The following is an 18,571-nucleotide window of genomic DNA, read 5'->3' as shown; positions in this document are numbered from 1 at the left end:
GCGGCCAGGCAGACGACGCCCGGCAACAGAAGGTATCGACAGTTAAGGGGCAGGATATTTTGCTGTCGCCTGTGCATCAGCCTCACGCGATGGACACATTAGCTGGGCTGGCGAATGCCGTGAGCAGGCATGCGATGATTATTCGCTGAGTCGACCCCGCAAACGCTTCGTGAATTGGCCATCCGCCATAGCCGCGATATTCGTTGATTCGCTATTGATATGGCTACCGGCGTGGGGAGCGCTCTTCCTGGACACCGGCAACGATCTGGTGTTGGCCATCGCCTGGGTTTCACTTGTTTCGATCGTCAATTTCGCGTCGCATGTCAAGGGAACCAGTGTGGGATCGCTTGCGGCAGGGATCCGGTTCGAACGAAACCAAGGTCAAGCCCCAGGAAAAGGTTACGCGCGCTTGTTGTCATTTCTGAGCTTGTTTTCCATTCCCGTACTGGCCGTGATCATTTTGATCGACTACCTCGGAAACGATATCCCCTCGAAGCCCCTGTCCAAATACCAGCTCATCGGTATTCGGACCGCCAAGCGTCGCGTGCTGGAAGCTTGCGACAAGCTCTGGGGGTGATCGCCAGTTCTCAGTGCATGCACGGCGGCCATAGCCTCGATGGTCAGGTAACTCTACGGTCGATGCCACGCCATTTTGTGGTCAGCGGGGCCAGAAATGGATGGATTGCATGGTGTTCATCGCCCGTCTTTTTACCCATCAATCCGTGGCGAATGGCGGTTGCTGACGCCAAAAATGGCAGGGGGCACCAGTTCCAGGAGAATTCAGCCCTGCCGGTGCCGCCGGCTGGCTTCGCAACGAAGCATCGGGAGCTGCGGACAACTCCCGATGCTTCGTTCTGCTAGTTCCTGCGTTTGCCGACGCAAGACGCCGAGCGTACGCTACCCCTTCGCCGCAGCCACCGGGGTGGGTTCGAAGATCGCGTAGAGCAGCTTCTCTGCCCATTCAAGGATCTCCCCGTCGGCCAGATCCCTGCCGCCGATTGGCGAGGTCTTCGGCTTCGGAATGAAGATCGAATTCAGCGCCGGCTTGTTCGCAGCCCCCGGGTACAGGCGTTCCAAGCGCACCTGTCGCGAAGCAGGCAGGTCCTCGATCTTTGCCGGGGCCAGCTTGATGTGGTTGCCGATCTGCTGGATATCATGCAGTCCCACGGCACGCGCACGGATGCGCAGGGCCGCCACCCGCATCAGGTTCTCCACCGGAACCGGCAGCTTGCCATAGCGGTCCACCAGCTCATCACGGACCTCGGCGAGCGCCTCGTCGGTCTCGGCCTGCGCAATGTTGCGGTACGCTTCCAGGCGCAACCGCTCGCCTGGCACGTAATCGTGCGGCAGGTGGGCATTGACCGGCAGGTCGATCTTCATTTCGGTGGCTTCTTCCTCGCCTTCCCCCTTGTAGTCGGCCACGGCCTCGCCGACCAGGCGCAGGTACAAGTCGAAGCCCACCCCGGCGATATGCCCGGACTGCTCGCCGCCGAGCAGGTTGCCGGCTCCACGCAGTTCCAGGTCCTTCATGGCCAGCTGGTAGCCCGAACCCAGCTCGTTGTGCGCGGCCACAGCCTTCAGCCGCTCCAGGGCGATCTCGCCCAGCGGCTTCTCCGCATCCCATAGGAAGTAGGCGTAGGCGCGCTCGCGGCCACGGCCCACGCGGCCGCGCAGCTGGTGCAGCTGGGACAGGCCGTAATTATTCGCCCGGTCGACGATCAGCGTGTTCGCGTTGGAGATATCCAGGCCGGTTTCGATGATCGTGGTGGAGACCAGCACATCGAATTTCTTTTCCCAGAAGTCCTGGATGATCCGTTCAAGCCTTGATTCGCTCATCTTGCCGTGGGCCACCTCCACGCGGGCTTCGGGAGCCAGTTCGCGCAGTTCGGCCGCCACCCGTTCAATGGAGCTGACCCGGTTGTGCACGAAGAACACCTGGCCATCGCGCATCAGCTCGCGCTTGATGGCAGCGGAAATCTGCTTGTCGCTGCGCGGACCCACATAGGTCAGCACCGGGTGCCGTTCTTCTGGCGGGGTGGCCAGGGTGGAGGTTTCGCGGATGCCGGTCAGCGACATCTCCAAGGTGCGCGGGATCGGGGTGGCGCTCATCGCCAGCACGTCCACGTTCGTGCGCATCTTCTTGAGCTCTTCCTTGTGCTCCACGCCGAAGCGCTGTTCCTCGTCGATGATCACCAGGCCCAGGTTCTTGAATTCCACGTTCTTGCTCAGCAGGCGGTGGGTGCCGATGACGATATCCACACTGCCGTCCTTCAGCCCGGCCAGGATCTCCTTGGATTCCTTGGCAGTCTGGAAGCGCGAGAGCGTCTTCACGCGCACCGGGAACCCGGAGTAGCGTTCGGTGAAGGTCTGGTAGTGCTGGGAGGCCAGCAGCGTGGTGGGCACCAGCACGGCCACCTGCTTGGAGTCCTGGACCGCCTTGAACGCGGCGCGGACCGCGATCTCGGTTTTGCCGAAGCCCACGTCGCCGGAGATCAGCCGGTCCATCGGGATTTCCTTCTCCATATCGGACTTCACCTCGTTGATGGCGGTGAGCTGATCCGGAGTCTCGATGAAGGCAAAGGCTTCCTCCAGCTCGTTCTGCCACGGGGTGTCCTGGGCGAAAGCGTGGCCGCGGCTGGCCATGCGAGCCGAGTACAACTTGATCAGGTCGCCGGCGATCTCCTTGACCGCCTTGCGCGCCTTGGATTTGGTGCTGGCCCAGTCCGAGCCGCCCATCTTGGACAGGGTCGGCGCTTCGCCGCCGACATACCGGGTGACCATATGCAGCTGGTCCATCGGGACGAAGAGCCGGTCCCCCGGCGCGCCGCGCTTGGAGGAGGCGTATTCCACCACGAGGTATTCGCGCTTGGCGTCCTTGCCCGAGCCGTTGACCTTGCGGGCCATGAGCTCAACGAACTTGCCGATGCCGTGCTGCTCGTGGACGATGAAGTCCCCCGCTTCCAGGCTCAGCGGGTCAACCGCATTGCGCTTGCGCTTGACGGTGAGCTTGCGGCCCTTGCGGTTAGGGTAGGCGCTGGAGCGGCCCAGCAGGTCTGCTTCGGTGAGCAGGCCCAGCTTGAGCTCCTCGAAGACGAACCCTCGGCCGGCGGTGGCCTGGGTGATCTCGATCAGACCGGCGGTTGGCTCGGCGGACAGGTCATCCACGCGGTGCGCTGGGATCTTGAATTCGGCAAAGAGCTCGGAGAGGCGGGCAGCCGGGCCCGGGCCCTCGGTCGCCACGACAAAGCGCCATTGGTCCTTGACCCGCCCGGCAATGAATTCCATCATCGCTTCGATGTCGCCTTGGTAGCCATGCGGTTCGCGGGCCGGCACGCGGATGGTCGCGGCACCCAGATCCAGTTCTTCATCGGCGCCCAGTGAGGTGATGGCCCACCAGGAGACCTTGGCGGCGCATGCGTGCTCCACCGTTTCGGCCAGCGAGGCGAAGTCGCCGGTGGCCAGCTTGCGTTCAGACCCGGCGGTGGCCAGATCCAGCGGGGCGCTGGCCCCATCCGAGGCCGAGGCCCACGCGGCTGCCAGGAACTCGGCGTTGGTGGCATTCAGGTCCTGGGCTCGGGCGCGCACCCGCTCTGGTTCCATGACCAGCGCGATGGAGGATTCGGGCAGCAGCGAGAGCAGCGGCACCATCTTGTCCACCAGCAGCGGAGCCAGGGATTCCATGCCTTCCACGGCGATGCCGCCGGCAATCTTGGTGAGCATTTCCTGGGCGGCCGGGAACTGGTTCTTCAGGTTCGCGGCCCGGCTCATCACCTGCGGGGTGATGAGCATTTCGCGGCAGGGCGTGGCGATGATCCGCGTAGGCCCGGGGTCATCGGTGGAGCGCTGGTCTGCGATGGCGAAGTAGCGCATCGAGTCGATCTGGTCGCCGAAGAAGTCGATGCGTACCGGATGGTCCAGCGTCGGAGGGAAAACGTCAATGATGCCACCGCGCACAGCGAACTCGCCGCGGTGCGTCACCATGTCCACGCGGGCGTAGGCGGCGGCCGCCAGGTCCTTGATGACGTTGTCGAATCCCGGCTCGGCATCCAGTTCCAGTACCACCGGGCGCAGTTCGCCCAGGCCTGCGACCAAGGGCTGCAGCACAGCACGGATTGGCGCGATGATGATATTCAGGCTCTCGTCCCGGTCGTGCAGCCGGCGCAGCACTTCCAGCCGGCGGCCCACGGTATCGCTGCGTGGCGAAAGGCGTTCATGGGGCAGGGTTTCCCACGAAGGGAATTCGGCGATCTGCCCCGCCGGGAGGAAAGCGCCCAGGGAGCTGGAGACCTCTTCCGCTTCGCGGCCGGTCGCGGTGACGATCAGCGTCACGCCCGGATGCTCGCTGCGGCTCAGTGCCTGGCTAATGTGCGCCGAGAGGATGGGGCGCATGCCCTGCGGGGCGGCGATTTCCAGTTCTTCGCTGCGTGCATGGTAGTCATGAGCGGCGCTTTGCCCAATGCGCCTGAAGGAAGGTTCTTCGCGCAGGAAATCATGAAGTCCGCTTAGGCTCATGGGGTTCGGGTCCTCTCATGCAGACGCTTGGCTCGGTGCTTTCGTGCGGCGGTGCGCCGATATGACACCACGAGTGCCGGCCGTCGATGATTATCCACGGCCGAAACGTCAATATGTTGTTTTGGGTGCAGTCCTAGCCTACCCAATGCGCCTTTGCAGATAGGGTTAATACTGTCCGTCGCCGGGCCTGCACTTTTGCTGCCCGGCCACCTAGATTTCCAGATTGGGATTAGCTTTCATGGCATTGAACGCAAGCACTCAGATCGCCCACCCTGCAGACCAGGTCATCGCAACGCTCAGTGATCGCGGCTTTGCCGAGCACCTGACCAAGGTGGCCAACGGTTCCTTGACCGACTTCTCCGTGAACGGCGACACCGCCGGCGCCTTCACCGTGACCACCGTTCGTTCGGTCCCCACCGATCGCGTTCCGGATATCGCCCGCAAGTTCGTTGGCGCAACCATCGAGATCACCCAGGTCGATGAGTGGACCGCCCCTGATGCCGCCGGCAACCGCTCGGCCACCGTGAAGATCTCTGTTGCCGGCGTTCCGGTGAACGTCAGCGGCACCGAGCAGCTCACGGCGCAGGGCGAAACCTCCGAGTTCTCCATCGATGCGAAGGTTTCTTCCTCGATTCCCTTCATCGGCGGCAAGCTCGCTTCGGCCGCTGAGCCATACCTGGGCAAGGCACTGAATCTGCAGGCTGCCCAGGTCGATGCCTGGCTCTCGAAGCAGGCCTAGCGAATAGTTACGCAACACCTCAGTCCCCGGACGTGCGATATCTCGCAATACGTCCGGGGATTTGTGCTCTGGAGCACTGTTCGCGCTAGTGTTGAATGCAGGTGTGCCGGGAAGTCTGGTCGGCGAGAAATATTCATTTAACGAAGTAAGCGAGTTAAACGCATGAGCCAAACTCCGTCTTCGGGTTCCGGCAAGAACCTGTTTTCGCGCCCCAGCTATAACGAATCAGTCCGTATCGGCGACATCCTGCGCAAGGAAACCGTCGGCGGCATGGTTCTCATCGCCGGCGCCCTGCTGGCCTTGGTCTGGGCCAACACCCCGCTGCGCGATTCCTATTTCGCACTGCGTGATTTCCACTTCGGCCCAACCCTGTTCGGCGTGGACCTAAATCTGTCCGTCGGCCACTGGGCCGCCGATGCGCTGCTGGCGGTGTTCTTCTTCCTGACCGGCCTGGAGCTGAAGAAAGAATTCGTCATTGGCGATCTGCGCAATGTGAAGACTGCGGCCGTTCCGGTAGCAGCCGCTTTCGGCGGCGTGCTGGTGCCGGCGTTGATCTTCGTCGCCATCGCGTCCATGTCCGGTGGCGGCGAGCTGCTGCGCGGCTGGGCCATCCCGACCGCAACCGACATTGCCTTCGCCGTGGCGGTGCTCGCGGTGATCGGCTCGGCGCTTCCCGCGGCACTGCGAATCTTCCTGCTGACCCTGGCCGTCGTCGATGACCTGATCGCCATTGTCATCATCGCCGTCGTGTTCACCGACGATCTGAACCTGTCCTATCTGGGCCTGTCGCTGATCCCCATCATCCTGTTCACGGTGCTTGCCCGTTCCCTGGGCAAATTCTTCGCCAAGCGGGCGTGGGCCGCGTGGGTCATCCTGCTGCCTCTGGGCATCATCACCTGGATCTTCGTCTTCGGCTCCGGCATCCATGCCACCATCGCCGGTGTGATTCTGGGCTTCTGCGTCCCGGTCAAGCGCACCGACGGCCGCGAAGGCATCGGCCTGGCCGAACAATTCGAGCACCGATTCCGCCCGCTGTCCTCCGGCTTCTGCATCCCCATCTTCGCCTTCTTCGCCGCAGGCGTGACCGTCATTTCCCCGGAGCAGGGCAGCGGCGGCTTGCTCACCGATCCGGTGTTCTGGGGCATCGTGCTGGGTCTGGTGCTCGGCAAGCCGATTGGCATCATGGGCTCGACCTGGGTAGTGACCAAATTCACCAAGGCCTCGCTGGACAAGGATGCCCGCTGGGGCGATCTCTTGGGCGTCACGTTGCTGGCAGGCATCGGTTTCACTGTTTCCCTGCTGGTTTCCGAACTGTCCTTCGGGCTGGAGTCCGCGCACTACGAGCACGCCAAGGTAGCGATCCTCGCCGGATCGTTCCTTGCCGCGATCCTCGGCGCCCTGTGGCTGATTCCGCGCAACCGCCGCTACAAGGTCCTGCACGAGCAAGAGACCCGCGACGACGACAAGGATGGCATCCCCGACGTATACCAGCAGGATGACGGGGCGAACTAGTCTTTTGAACTGCTGAGGATACAGCTCGGGCGCCGGCTCTCAGATGTGAAAGCCGGCGCCCGAGCTATTTGGTTGTGCTGCTACTTGCGCGCTTCATGCATGGCGACCTCGGCGGCCACCCAGGCGAGCATGGCGCACTTAACGCGTGCGGGGAATTTGGAGACACCGACAAAGGCGGCGGCGTCTTCCAGCACATCTTCATCCGGTTCGAAGTTTCCCTTGGAGCGCATCATCTCGCGGAAATAGTCCCGCTTTCCAAGGAACTCTTCCTTGGTCAGTTCCGGCAGCATCTCGGCCAGCACCGAGGCCGAGGCCATGGAGATGGAGCAGCCATCTCCTTCCCAGCTCATCGAGGTGAAATGCTCCTGGTCATCGAGCTCGACGCGGACCCGGATCTGGTCGCCGCAGATCGGGTTGTGCTGGTGCGATTCGCCGTGCAGCAGCCCTTCGGTGTGCTCTACCAGTGGCGAACCGATCCGGCGCTTCGAGTGGTCCAGGATGACCTGCTGGTAGAGCTGATCCAATTCGTTCATTTAGACTCCAAAGTATTCGCGCACGGAGCCCAAGGCCTCAAGCAGGGCCTTGATGTCTGCTTCCGTGTTGTACAGGTAGGTGCTGGCGCGGGTCGTGGAATTCACGCCCAGGGCGCGGTGCAGCGGCTGCGCGCAGTGGTGGCCCACGCGCACCGCGATGCCGCGCGAATCCAGGTACTGGCCCACATCGTGCGGGTGCACACCGATTACTTCAAACGGGACAGTGCCGATGCGCTGGGCGTCGGCCGGGCCGAAGACGCGCACGCCGTCGATCTTGGAGATGCCCTCGTAGAGCATCGCTCCGAGGTGCTCTTCCCAGGCGGCGATCCGGCCCATGCCGATTTCGTCCAGGTAGGCAACTGCGGTGGCCAGACCGTGGGTCTGGGCAATGCGCTGGGTACCGGCTTCGAAGCGCTGCGGCGATGGCATGTACTGCGCATGCTCCATGTCCACCACGGTGATCATGGATCCACCGGTCAGGAATGGCGGCATGGCGTTGAGCAGTTCTTCGCGTCCGTAGAGTGCGCCAATGCCGGTTGGGCCGAGCATCTTGTGGCCCGAGAAGGCCATGAAGTCCACGTCCAGGGCCTTCACGTCGACCGGCAGATGGGGCACGGACTGGCATCCGTCCAACACCGTCAAGGCGCCGACCTTGCGGGCGGCATCAACGAATTTCTGGGTATCGGTGATGGTTCCCAGCACGTTGGACACGTGGGTGAAGGCCACCAGCTTGGTGCGTTCGGTGACCAGTTCATCGAGCAGGTCGTAGCGCAGCGCTCCGTCTTCGGTGATGGGCACGTAGCGCAAGGTGGCACCGGTTCGGAAGGCCAGTTCCTGCCATGGGATCAGGTTCGCGTGGTGTTCCAGTTCGGTGGTGAGGATTTCATCGCCCGGACCCAGACGGAAGCGGGCTGCAGCTTCTCCCCCGCGGCCCAGGGAGGCATTGGACATCGAGTAGCTGATCAGGTTCAGCGCTTCGGTGGCGTTCGCGGTCCAGACCAGTTCGTTGGTGCGTGCACCGATGAACTTGGCCACCGTCTCGCGTGCCTGCTCATAGATTTCGGTCGCTTCAACTGCCAGGGAATGCGCACCGCGGTGCACCGCGGCATTGGCGTTCTCGTAGTAGTGCTGCTCGGCTTCGTAGACGCAGCGCGGCTTCTGGCTGGTGGCGCCGGAGTCCAGGTACACCACGTCAACGCCGTTGACTTGGTGCTCCAGAATTTCAAAGTCGGCCTTGATGCGCTCAACTTCTCCAGCTGTCAACGCTTCAAGTGCTTCTGGCTGACCGGTCATCGTGTGCACGTGGTCCTCCGAATAATTGTCTTGGATGCCTGGCAGAACGCGGAATCAAGTAATCGGCGACCTATTAGGCAAGGGGTACATTGGGTAATTATTCCATTCTGGGCCTCGAAGCACATCTAAGTCAGGCCTTAGTAAGGAACGCCTCGCTACATGGCATTCCTAATTTTTAACGAGAGGAGGACCGCTGCGAACTGGTCCAGTCCGCAGCGGTCCCCCGCTTCACCGCTCCCGCCAGGGGCAGCGATCAGCTGATATGGAATTTTGCCTGGGCGGCTTCCAGTCCCGAGGTCATCAGCAATTCCACTGCGTCAGCGCAATTGTCGATCAGGAACGGAAGATCCGTTTTCTCGGTCTTTGAGAAGTCCTGCAAAACCCATTTGGCGGTATCCATGCGGCCCGGAGGACGTCCAACGCCTGCGCGCACGCGCAGATAATCCTTGGAACCCATGGCCTTCGAGATATCGCGCAATCCGTTATGCCCGCCTTCGCCGCCACCGCGCTTGAGCTTGATGGTGTCGAACGGAATATCGATCTCGTCATGCACGACGATCAAGCGGTCCACTCCGATGCCGAAGAACTTCGCGGCATTTGCTACTGGCCCGCCCGAAAGATTCATGTACACCATGGGCTTGGCCAGCACGATGCGCGGACCGCCAACCCCCATGCGCCCCTCGACCACTTGGGAACGCGAAGAGTGGGTCTTGAATTTTGAGCCGACGCGATTGGCCAGCTCGTCGAGCACCATCTGCCCGATATTGTGTCTATTGCCAGCGTAGCCGGACCCGGGGTTCCCGAGTCCGGCTACGAGCCAAGTTCCATCACTCATGATGCTCAGCTGAAACCTAGGTCGCTGGAATTAGGCAGCGATGATCAGGTCCAGGTGATCAACGGTGCGGTTCAGCGCGTGGATCTGGATGTCCTTGATGGTGGTCTTGACGGTCTTGCCTTCGATGTTCAGAACCAGCTCAACACCGCGGTCGCGAACGGCCAGGGTGGTTTCGCGACCTGGCAGCAGGACGTGCTGCGGCTCGGAGCCTGCGCCGTAGACTACAGCTGGGATCTGGCCGTCGCGGCGAGCCTGGCGGGCAGCGCCCTTACCGAAATCGGTGCGTACAACGGCGTCAAGGTTGACAGATGCCATAATGATTCTCCTTAGGAAATGGTTGCTTCGTTCAGGCCCTTGCGTGGACTCGGGAAGCAACCAACATCTAGGAGATGAAAGAGCTTTTCCGGCCTTGTCGATAACGGTCCCACCATTGCTGGTGTTTCCCTCGCCTGGGCACAGTCAATTATTCTAGCAGTCCCACGCCCCTGGACGAAAATCTGTCACCCAGAACACAGCGGGCCCTTGAGCTGGCGGGTAGCGTTGAGGCAAGTCCCCGCAAGCCGCTGCAGCCGACGAACGCTGCAGGAAGGAATTCCATGGCCAGCAAGCAGCCCGCAATGTCCCCTTCCGATCTTCCGATTGCACCGGTATTGGACCGGGCCACCGGTCCCCGGCGTGCCGAAGCAGATGAGCTGCTGGCGCTGTTCAAGGAAATTTCCGGTGACGAACCGGTAGTCTGGGCCCGGCGGATCCTCGGCTTCGGCCAGTACGAGTACCGCTACGAGTCAGGGCACGGCGGCATCGCTCCGCTGCTGGCCTTTGCTCCCGGCCCGAGCAACCACACCATCTATCTGGCTACCGGCTTTGCCGAACGCTGGCCGGAGCTGCTGGAGAAGCTCGGCAAGCACCGGAGCAGCAAAGCCTGCCTGTATCTGACCCGGCTTGCATCGGTGGACCGGGCCATCCTGCGCGAACTGGTCGAGAACTCGCTGCAGGCAACGCTGTCCGACGACACGACCATGAACAGCTGATTTAACTGCCTTCGGCCGGCACCCGCAGGGGTACCGGCCGAAGGCTTGCGAAACGAGGGCTGCTAGGCGCGGCCGTCAAACAGGTTCGTAACCGAACCGTCGTGGAACACCTCGGAGATCGCGCGGGCGATCGTCGGTGCGATCGAGAGCACGGTCAGGTTCTCGAAGCGCTTCTCTTCAGGGATCGGCAGGGTGTTGGTGACCACGACCTCGCGGGCACCGCACTCGGCCAGGCGCTGCGCGGCCGGATCCGAGAATACGGCGTGGGTCGCAGCGATGATGACATCCTTGGCACCGGCTTCCTTCAGCACACGCACGGCGCCGGCGATGGTTCCACCGGTGTCGATCATGTCGTCGATCAGGATCGCGGTGCGGCCCTCGACCTGGCCCACCACGGTCTTGGACTCGGCCTGGTTCGGCACGGTCAGATCGCGGGACTTGTGCACGAAGGCCAGCGGAGCGCCACCCAGGCGGTCAGCCCACTGCTCGGCCACGCGCACGCGTCCGGTATCCGGGGACACCACGGTCACTTGGCTGACATCCACCTTGGACTTGATGTAGTCGGCCAGCAGCGGGAAGCCGAACAGGTGATCCACCGGACCGTCGAAGAAGCCCTGGATCTGCGCGGTGTGCAGGTCGCAGGAGATCACGCGGTCGGCGCCGGCGGTCTTGAACAGGTCGGCAACCAGGCGGGCCGAGATCGGCTCGCGGCCGCGGCCCTTCTTGTCCTGGCGGGCGTACGGGTAGAACGGCGCCACGACGGTGATGCGGCGAGCCGAAGCGCGCTTCATCGAGTCGATCATGATCAGCTGTTCCATCAGCCAGTTGTTCAACGGGGCTGGGTAGGACTGCAGCAGGAACACGTCCTTGCCGCGCACCGACTCGTCCGAGCGCACGTAGATCTCGCCGTTGGCGAAGTCGTAGGCGTTCAAAGGCAGCAGTTCGGTGTCGAGTTCCTTGGCTACTTCTGCGGCAAGTTCCGGGTGCGCGCGCCCGGTGGCCAGCACCAGCTCTTTGTCGACGTTATGGCGGATTTCACTCATGGGGTTTGCTTTCTCGCTCGCTTCGCTATCACGTATGAGGTTGTTGTCGAGGAAATGTAGTCCGTAGCTGGATTACTCGGAAGCCGAGGAGTTCAGCGAGGACTTGAATGCTGCGTCAGCCGAAGGGGTGCCTGGGCGCTTTTCCAGCGTCCATCCCTCGGAGTTGCGCTGCGGTGCCACAGACAGTGCCAAGGCACCGGCCGGGACGTTCTTGCGGACGATGGCTCCGGCTCCGGTGTATGCGCCGTCCCCGATTTCCACCGGGGCGACGAATACGGTGTTGGAGCTGGTGCGCACATGCGACCCGATCTTGGTGCGGTGCTTCTTCTCGCCATCATAGTTTGCGGTGATGTTGCCGCAGCCGATGTTGGTGAATTCACCGATTTCAGCATCTCCGGCGTAGCCGAGGTGCGAGAGCTTGGAGCCACGGCCAATCGTGACATTCTTGGTTTCGTAGAAAGCGCCGATCTTGCCATCTGCACCGAGGTCGGTGCCCGGGCGCAGGTAGGCGAACGGGCCAACCGAGGCGCCGTCGGCGATGCGCGAGTCGGTGGCGTCGGTGCGCTTGACGGTAGCGCGCTGGCCAACCACCACGTTGGTCAACGTCGTGTCCGGGCCGACGGTAGCGTTGGCGCCGATGACGGTCTCGCCGTGCAGCTGGGTTCCCGGCTTGATCGTTGCGTCCTGGCCGATCATGACGTCGGCGCCGATCCAGGTGGTCGCCGGATCAACGATGGTCACGCCCTGGCGCATCCAGAATTCGGTCTTGCGCTGGTTGTAGATGCGGGCCAGGTTGGACACCTGCACGCGGTCGTTGGCACCCTCGATCTGCCAGCGGTCGGCGATCTGCGAGGAAGCGACGCGGCCGCCGCGTTCACGGGCGATGGCGAGCACGTCGGTCAGGTACATCTCGCCCTGTGCGTTGTCGGTGGTGACCTCGGTCAGTGCCGAACGCAGCATCTGGGCATCGAATGCGTAGATGCCGGAGTTGATTTCCTTGACTGCCAATTCCTCCGGCGAGGCGTCCTTCTGTTCGCGGATGCCGGAGACATCCCCGTTGGCGTCGCGCAGGATGCGGCCGTAGCCGGAAGGGTCATCCAATTCGGTGGTCAGCACGGTCACCGAGTTGCCGTTCGACTCGTGGGTTGCCACCAGTTCCTGGAGCACCTCGCTGGTGAGCAACGGCACATCTCCGTAGGTCACCACAACGGTGCCCTCAAGCGACGGGTCGACAACTTCCAAACCCTGCTGCACGGCGCGGCCGGTGCCCGGGATCTCATCCTGGTCGGCAATGGTGATGGAAGGGAACTGCGTCAGGATGTGCTCTGCGACCAGATCGCGCTGGTGGCGCACAACTGCTACCAGGTTCTGCGGCTGCAATGCCGATGCCGCGTGGAGTGCATGGCCAATCATCGACCGACCTGCAATTTCATGCATGATCTTCGGCTTCGCCGATTTCATGCGGGTACCGGCGCCAGCGGCGAGGACGATGACAGCTACTGGTGCATTGACCTGATCACTCAAGTGCATTCTCCTGCAAATTGGTTTCAAGGTTTTGGGCAGAGAAGTAAAACCTCAGAGCAAGTCTATCGCGAGCGCCGGGATGTGCTGAATTGATTAAAAAATAACGGCGCCACATCCGTGGCGCCTTATCAATGGTTCCGCCCCTAGGATTCGAACCTAGAATGCACAGCTCCAAAGGCTGGCGTGTTGCCATTACACCAGGGCGGAAAATCGCTTGCGCAGGGCATGCCCGACAAGCACGGTAATTATTCTGCCATGATCGGCCCGTTGTGCGAAATCGCAAAACACCGTAGCTAAACTCACTTTTGTTCTCTGCTTGAAACAACCCGGGACAGCCTGCAATGACCTCGATTTGCCCTCGGAACGTAAAATGGGAATCGTGGCTCATTTACTCGGGGGCGAAGCCCTGCATCTGGAATATCCCACCCACGTCGTTTTCGACTCGGTCACCATCGGCATCTCCGACGGCGACCGCATCGGCTTGGTGGGTCGCAACGGCGAAGGCAAGTCCTCGCTGCTCGGCATGCTCTCCAACAGGATCGAGCCCAACTCCGGGCGGGTGACCAAGCGCAACGGACTGCGCGTGGGCGTGCTGGACCAGTCCGATACCCTGGATCCCGAAGCAACCGTGCACTTCAGCGTGGTGGGCGAGATGGACGACCACGAATGGGCCGGCCAGGCCCGGATCCGCGACATCATCTCCGGGCTGGTCGCAGACCTGGACTGGGAAGCGAAGGTCGGCACCCTTTCCGGCGGCCAGCGCCGCCGCGTGGCCCTGGCCGCGTTGCTGGTTCAGGACTGGGATGTCATCATCTTGGACGAGCCGACCAACCATTTGGACGTCGAGGGCATCTCCTGGCTCGCCGAGCACATCAACAACCGCTGGTCCAAGAACTCCGGCGGCCTGATGGTCGTCACCCACGACCGCTGGTTCCTCGACGCGGTCTGCACCACCACCTGGGAAGTGCACGACCGCCTGGTCGAGCCGTTCGAGGGCGGCTACGCCGCCTACGTGCTGCAGCGTGTGGAACGCGACCGCATCGCCGCGGTCACCGAATCCAAGCGGCAGAACATGATGAAGAAGGAGCTGGCCTGGCTGCGCCGCGGCGCACCGGCCCGCACCTCCAAGCCGAAGTTCCGCATCGAGGCGGCCAACCAGCTGATCGCCGACGTACCGCCGGTGCGCAACCCGCTGGAACTCAAGCAGATGGCCACCAGCCGGCTGGGCAAGGACGTCATCGACCTGCTGGACACCGAGGTCTCCTTCGGGGACAAGCAGGTTCTCAAGCCCTTCACCTGGCGCATCGGGCCGGGTGAGCGCACCGGCCTGCTGGGGGCCAATGGCGCCGGCAAGTCCACCCTGCTGGGCCTGATTGCCGGCACCGTGGCGCCCACCGGCGGCAAGATCAAGCGCGGCCAGACGGTCAAGCTGGCGGTGCTTGACCAGCAGTTCCGCGAACTGGAGCAGATCGGCGAGGACCTGGTCCGCGAGGTGCTCGGCCGCTTCAAGACCACCTTCAATGTGGACGGCAAGGACCTGACCCCGGCACAGCTGCTCGAGCGCCTGGGCTTCTCCTCCGCGCACCTGTCCACCAAGGTCCGCGAGCTCTCCGGCGGCCAGCGCCGCCGCCTGCAGCTGCTGATGATCCTCATGGGCGAACCGAACGTAATGATCCTCGATGAGCCGACCAACGACGTCGATACCGACATGCTGGCCGCACTGGAAGATCTGCTGGACTCCTGGCCGGGCACGCTGATCGTGGTCTCCCACGACCGCTACCTGCTCGAACGCGTCACCGACCAGCAGTACGCCATCCTGAATGGCATCTTCCGCCACGTGCCTGGCGGTGTGGACGAGTACCTGAAGCTGAGGGCCGCCCAGGGATCGACCGGCGGATCGAATCCCACCCAGGCTTCTGCCCAGGCTGGCGAGAAGCCTGCCGGCCCGTCGGGGGCCGAGCTGCGTGCCGCGCAGAAGGAACTGAATGCCAATGAACGCAAGGTAGGCCAGCTGGAGGAAAAGATCGCCAAGGTCCATGCCAAGATGGCCGATCATGACCAGAGCGACTACGAGGGCCTGGCCAAGTTCACTGCCGAGATCAACGACTACCAGTCGCAGATCGATGAGCTGGAAGAGCGCTGGCTGGAACTGTCCGAGCTGCTCGGATAGCTTCTGCGCACTGCGATCGAGCTGGCGGGCCCGGAAACTTTTCGTTTCCGGGCCCTCCAGCTTCTCCGGTAATTTTTCTCCCAGTCTGCCACCGATCGTGGCAAACTTGCTGGCATGGGAACCGTGATCTTGGAGGGCCGGCTGCTGTGCAAGGATGCGGCCGAAGCTGAGGTAGTGAAGAAATCGCTGCCGAAGCATATCCGCCTGACCAAGGCCGAGCCCGGCTGCGTCTCCTTTTCTGTCACGCCAACCGAAGATCCCTGGGTGTGGCTGGTCCACGAGGAATTCGAAGACAGCGACGCCTTTGAAGCCCACCAGCAGCGGGCCGCGGCAAGCAAGTGGGGCCAGGCAACCAAAGACATGCAGCGGATCTACAAGATCAAGGGTTTATAGGCAGCCGCATCTTGAAGCCCACATGCGACGCGGAGAAGCCCAGCGCCTCGTAGAATCGGTGCGCGTCGTTGCGCTGCGCATCACTGGTCATTTGGACCAGCTGGACATTTTCGTTCTCTGCTTCGGAAATGGCCCAGCGGATCATTGCAGTTCCCAGTCCCCTGCCGCGCACAGCAGAAGTCACGCGCACTGCCTCGATCTGCATCCGCGTTGCTCCCCTGCGTGCAAGTCCCGGCAAGATGGTCAACTGCATCGTGCCGACCAGAGTTCCGTCCTGGGCCTCCACCACGATCAGCGAATGCGCCGGGTCCGCATCAATTTGGTTGAACGCGTGGAGATACTGTTCCGTATCCTCCTCGGCACCTTGATGCCCCGCTCGGCGAATGTCATCGTCTGCCATCAAGGCAATGATCTGATCGAGATCCGCTGCTTTCGCTTCGCGCAGCAGGTAGTCCTGGCCGCCGGCCCACAAGCTTCCGCGCTTTGCCGTTTTCATGGCCACAGCCTAGGCCTTGCAAGGCCAAGCCCTCAAGGCTTCCCGGTGATCTTGTCGGCCAGTACTGCCAGTGGAGACGAGCTGGCACGCCCCTTCAACTCGCTTCGATCTGCCGCGCCATAGGCCGCATACAGGCCCTTGGTTGCCAGCCAGCGCAACGGTTCCGGCTCCCATTTGCGCACCTGGTGGTTGACCCACGGCAGGCTGGTCAATTCAGTGGTTTCCCCGAGGATCAAGTCGCGCAGGGTGCGTCCGGCAAGATTCGTCGTGCTGACCCCGGTGCCGACGTAGCCACCGGCCCAGCCAATACCGGTCGCCGGGTCCAGTCCCACGGTAGCCGCCCAGTCGCGAGGCACGCCAAGCACCCCGGACCATACGTGGTCGATTCTTGCGCCACGGGTCTGCGGGAACATGCGGTGCAGGATTTCCTGCAATCCCTGGACGGTGCTGTGCGGCGTCACGCCGTCGGTATCCGTGCGCGAACCGTACTTGTATGGGACGCCCCGACCACCAATGGTGATGCGATCATCCGCGGTGCGCTGGGCATACATGTACACGTGGGCGTAGTCCCCCAGCACCTCGCCGTGATTCCATCCCAATTCATCCCACACGGACTGCGCCAGCGGTTCGGTGGCGATCAGCGAAGAATTCATCGGCAGCCACAAGCGCTTGTGCCCGGCCAGCCCGGCGGTGAACCCTTCGGTGGCACGGACAATGTATTCGGCGTCCAGCGTGCCGCCGTCGAATTCGACGCGGTGCGGGCGCAACGCGGTGGCACGGGTGTTTTCATGGATCGTCACGCCGAGCCGCTCCACCGCGACGGCGAGACCGCGGACCAGTTTGGCCGGGTGGATCCGGGCGGCATGCGGATGCCACACCCCTGCCCGGGCGTTGGCCACGTTGACCTTGCGGCGCACCGCGTCGGCTTCCAGCAGCTCGGTGTCCGAGTGCTGCCATTGCGCAGCTGCCACAGCGTCGGCACGCAGCCGTCTCTCCTGGGCCGGGGTGTAGGCAACTTCGAGCTCTCCGCCTTGCAGGATATCTGCGTCAATCCCTTCGGCGGCACACACCTCGATGACCTCGGCAACGGTACGGTTCATTGCCAGCTGGAAGTCGTTGACCGCCTGCCTTCCATGGGATTTCAGGTAGCGTTCGCGACCGGCGGTGATGGTGTTGGTGAGCCATCCCCCGTTGCGTCCCGAGGCGCCGTAGCCTGCGTGCCGGGCTTCGAGGATCGTGATGCTCAGCTCCGGGTTGGCCTTGGCCAGGTAGTAGGCGGTCCATAGGCCGGTGAATCCGGCACCTATGATGGCCACGTCTGCGCTGCCATGGCCGCGCAGCTGCTGGCGTGGCTCTGGCAGTCCGATCTCTTCCCACCAGTGTGAGACGCGTCCGTTGAGCATGTTGTGTTCCGCCCCAGAGTCATAAATGAATAGTCTTCAATATTTGCTTTGGGATTCAGCCTAGGGCCATGCCGAAGTCGCAACAAGGGGTCGGGAGCAAATGATGAAAGAACTCCCTGCCCGGCTCAAGGCCAGACAGGGATTTTTCGGAGGATTATTCTGCGAGGGTGATGTGCGCTCCGGGTGCTGGTGCGGTCACCGGGATGGTAGCCACACCCACTTCGTCGCCCAGCTGGGCCATGACCTCATCAGCATGCTCGGCGTCCTTGACCAGCAATGCCAAGGTCGGGCCTGAGCCGGATACCATGGCGCGCAGCGCGCCGGCTCCTTCTGCCATATCGCGCATAGTGCCCAGCTCCGGGGCCAAAGCCAGGGAAGCCTGGGTCAGGTCATTGGCCAGCACCCGGGCCAAGGCTGGCGCGTCCGAGGCCATCAGCGCCTCGATCACCGCAGGATCGATTTCCTGCGGAACTTCGATTTCCATGCCCGCGCGCAAGCGATCGAGCATGCCATAGACGCGCGGAGTCGACAGGCCATAGCTGGCCGGAATCAGCACCCAGTGGGTCTTGGCGCGGGTCAGCAATGGGGCCAGCTTGTCGCCGATGCCCAGTCCAATGGCGGCCCCGCCCATCAAGGCGAAAGGCACGTCGGCACCGAGCCGTGCGCCCAGGCGGCCGAGTTCCTCGCGGTCCAGCCCGGTGCCCCACAATTCGTTGCAGGCCACCAAGGTGGCCGCGGCGTCGGCGGAGCCGCCGCCCATGCCGCCGGCTATGGGAACGCGCTTGGTGATGTGCAGGTCCGCGCCGAGGCTGCAACCGGTGTGCTCGCGCAGCAGCTGGGCCGCCCGGTGCACCAGGTTACCGGCGCCCAATGGGAAATTCTCCGGTTCGGAAACTACCGGGGAATTCGGTTCCAGGCTCAGCTGCAGCTCGCCGTCGGTGCGCAGCCTCGCTTCGATCTGCTCGGTCAAGGACACCGCGACGTAGAGGCTGGCCACCTCGTGGTAGCCGTCTTCGCGCGGAGGGCCGACCTTGAAGTAGCAGTTGATCTTGCCCGGTGCGGTTGCAATGACGCGCTGCTTGGACAT

15 protein-coding genes, 1 tRNA gene and 1 pseudogene are annotated in these 18,571 nt (G+C 62.8%); 6 read left to right on the top strand and 11 right to left on the bottom strand.

Going from position 1 to position 18,571, the window contains the following annotated elements:
• The first annotated feature begins 169 nt into the window (after window positions 1–169).
• The gene (locus tag EKH49_RS03345; RefSeq protein ID WP_128469696.1) at window positions 170–577 is read left to right on the top strand and encodes a hypothetical protein; all 408 of its coding nucleotides are present in this window, start codon (window positions 170–172) and stop codon (window positions 575–577) included.
• 320 nt (window positions 578–897) lie between these two features.
• On the opposite strand, the gene mfd is transcribed toward EKH49_RS03345, so the two are convergent.
• Window positions 898–4,512, bottom strand: a complete 3,615-nt coding sequence (mfd, locus tag EKH49_RS03340; protein ID WP_128469695.1) for a transcription-repair coupling factor — start codon at window positions 4,510–4,512, stop codon at window positions 898–900.
• 238 nt (window positions 4,513–4,750) lie between these two features.
• Between mfd and EKH49_RS03335 the strand changes: the two genes are divergently transcribed.
• On the top strand, window positions 4,751–5,251 hold the full coding sequence (locus tag EKH49_RS03335; protein ID WP_066139691.1) for a DUF2505 domain-containing protein: 501 nt from the start codon (window positions 4,751–4,753) through the stop codon (window positions 5,249–5,251).
• A 162-nt stretch (window positions 5,252–5,413) separates the two neighbouring features.
• Window positions 5,414–6,763 carry a Na+/H+ antiporter NhaA gene (gene nhaA / locus EKH49_RS03330; protein WP_201739549.1) on the top strand — a complete coding sequence of 450 codons (1,350 nt, stop codon included), beginning with the start codon at window positions 5,414–5,416 and terminating at the stop codon, window positions 6,761–6,763.
• Window positions 6,764–6,843: 80 nt separating this feature from the next.
• Here nhaA and sufU read toward each other — a convergent pair whose 3' ends face one another.
• The 4 genes and pseudogenes from sufU to EKH49_RS03310 form a co-directional block, all read right to left on the bottom strand.
• Complete coding sequence (gene sufU, locus EKH49_RS03325; RefSeq protein ID WP_128469694.1) at window positions 6,844–7,296, bottom strand: Fe-S cluster assembly sulfur transfer protein SufU; 453 nt, start codon at window positions 7,294–7,296, stop codon at window positions 6,844–6,846.
• The gene (locus EKH49_RS03320; RefSeq protein WP_128469693.1) at window positions 7,297–8,589 is read right to left on the bottom strand and encodes a SufS family cysteine desulfurase; all 1,293 of its coding nucleotides are present in this window, start codon (window positions 8,587–8,589) and stop codon (window positions 7,297–7,299) included.
• Between the two features lie 253 nt (window positions 8,590–8,842).
• The gene (gene pth / locus EKH49_RS03315; protein ID WP_073706642.1) at window positions 8,843–9,424 is read right to left on the bottom strand and encodes an aminoacyl-tRNA hydrolase; all 582 of its coding nucleotides are present in this window, start codon (window positions 9,422–9,424) and stop codon (window positions 8,843–8,845) included.
• Between the two features lie 42 nt (window positions 9,425–9,466).
• A pseudogene (locus EKH49_RS03310) lies at window positions 9,467–9,739 on the bottom strand (50S ribosomal protein L25); the annotation flags it as partial.
• Between the two features lie 281 nt (window positions 9,740–10,020).
• Here EKH49_RS03310 and EKH49_RS03305 point away from each other — a divergent pair.
• Window positions 10,021–10,455 (top strand): DUF1801 domain-containing protein, encoded by a 435-nt coding sequence (locus EKH49_RS03305; protein WP_128469692.1) that lies wholly within the window; start codon window positions 10,021–10,023, stop codon window positions 10,453–10,455.
• A 62-nt stretch (window positions 10,456–10,517) separates the two neighbouring features.
• On the opposite strand, the gene EKH49_RS03300 is transcribed toward EKH49_RS03305, so the two are convergent.
• From EKH49_RS03300 to EKH49_RS03290, 3 genes are all read right to left on the bottom strand, one after another.
• Window positions 10,518–11,498: a ribose-phosphate diphosphokinase gene (locus EKH49_RS03300; protein ID WP_128469691.1), complete on the bottom strand. Its 981-nt coding sequence runs from the start codon at window positions 11,496–11,498 to the stop codon at window positions 10,518–10,520.
• A gap of 72 nt (window positions 11,499–11,570) precedes the next feature.
• On the bottom strand, window positions 11,571–13,022 hold the full coding sequence (glmU, locus tag EKH49_RS03295) for a bifunctional UDP-N-acetylglucosamine diphosphorylase/glucosamine-1-phosphate N-acetyltransferase GlmU (RefSeq protein ID WP_442903491.1): 1,452 nt from the start codon (window positions 13,020–13,022) through the stop codon (window positions 11,571–11,573).
• Window positions 13,023–13,154: 132 nt separating this feature from the next.
• A tRNA-Gln gene (locus EKH49_RS03290) sits at window positions 13,155–13,229 on the bottom strand.
• A 172-nt stretch (window positions 13,230–13,401) separates the two neighbouring features.
• Here EKH49_RS03290 and EKH49_RS03285 point away from each other — a divergent pair.
• Window positions 13,402–15,192, top strand: coding sequence for an ABC-F family ATP-binding cassette domain-containing protein (locus EKH49_RS03285; protein ID WP_128469689.1), 1,791 nt, complete (start codon window positions 13,402–13,404; stop codon window positions 15,190–15,192).
• 114 nt (window positions 15,193–15,306) lie between these two features.
• Window positions 15,307–15,585: a putative quinol monooxygenase gene (locus tag EKH49_RS03280; protein ID WP_128469688.1), complete on the top strand. Its 279-nt coding sequence runs from the start codon at window positions 15,307–15,309 to the stop codon at window positions 15,583–15,585.
• On the opposite strand, the gene EKH49_RS03275 is transcribed toward EKH49_RS03280, so the two are convergent.
• The 3 genes from EKH49_RS03275 to EKH49_RS03265 all read right to left on the bottom strand — a co-directional run bounded on the left by EKH49_RS03275 (window position 15,572) and on the right by EKH49_RS03265 (window position 18,571).
• A complete protein-coding gene (locus tag EKH49_RS03275) occupies window positions 15,572–16,081 on the bottom strand; it encodes a GNAT family N-acetyltransferase (RefSeq protein WP_128469687.1) in 510 nt (169 codons plus the stop codon). The two genes, EKH49_RS03280 and EKH49_RS03275, sit on opposite strands and share 14 nt — an antisense overlap.
• Window positions 16,082–16,113: 32 nt before the next feature.
• A complete protein-coding gene (locus EKH49_RS03270; protein WP_128469686.1) occupies window positions 16,114–17,484 on the bottom strand; it encodes an NAD(P)/FAD-dependent oxidoreductase in 1,371 nt (456 codons plus the stop codon).
• 154 nt (window positions 17,485–17,638) lie between these two features.
• Window positions 17,639–18,571 (bottom strand): 4-(cytidine 5'-diphospho)-2-C-methyl-D-erythritol kinase, encoded by a 933-nt coding sequence (locus EKH49_RS03265; RefSeq protein ID WP_128469685.1) that lies wholly within the window; start codon window positions 18,569–18,571, stop codon window positions 17,639–17,641.

The sequence above is a fragment of the Glutamicibacter sp. HZAU genome (genome assembly GCF_004100365.1).
Classification (GTDB): Bacteria; Actinomycetota; Actinomycetes; order Actinomycetales; family Micrococcaceae; genus Glutamicibacter; species Glutamicibacter nicotianae.
This window is presented reverse-complemented; position numbering and strand designations above follow the sequence as displayed.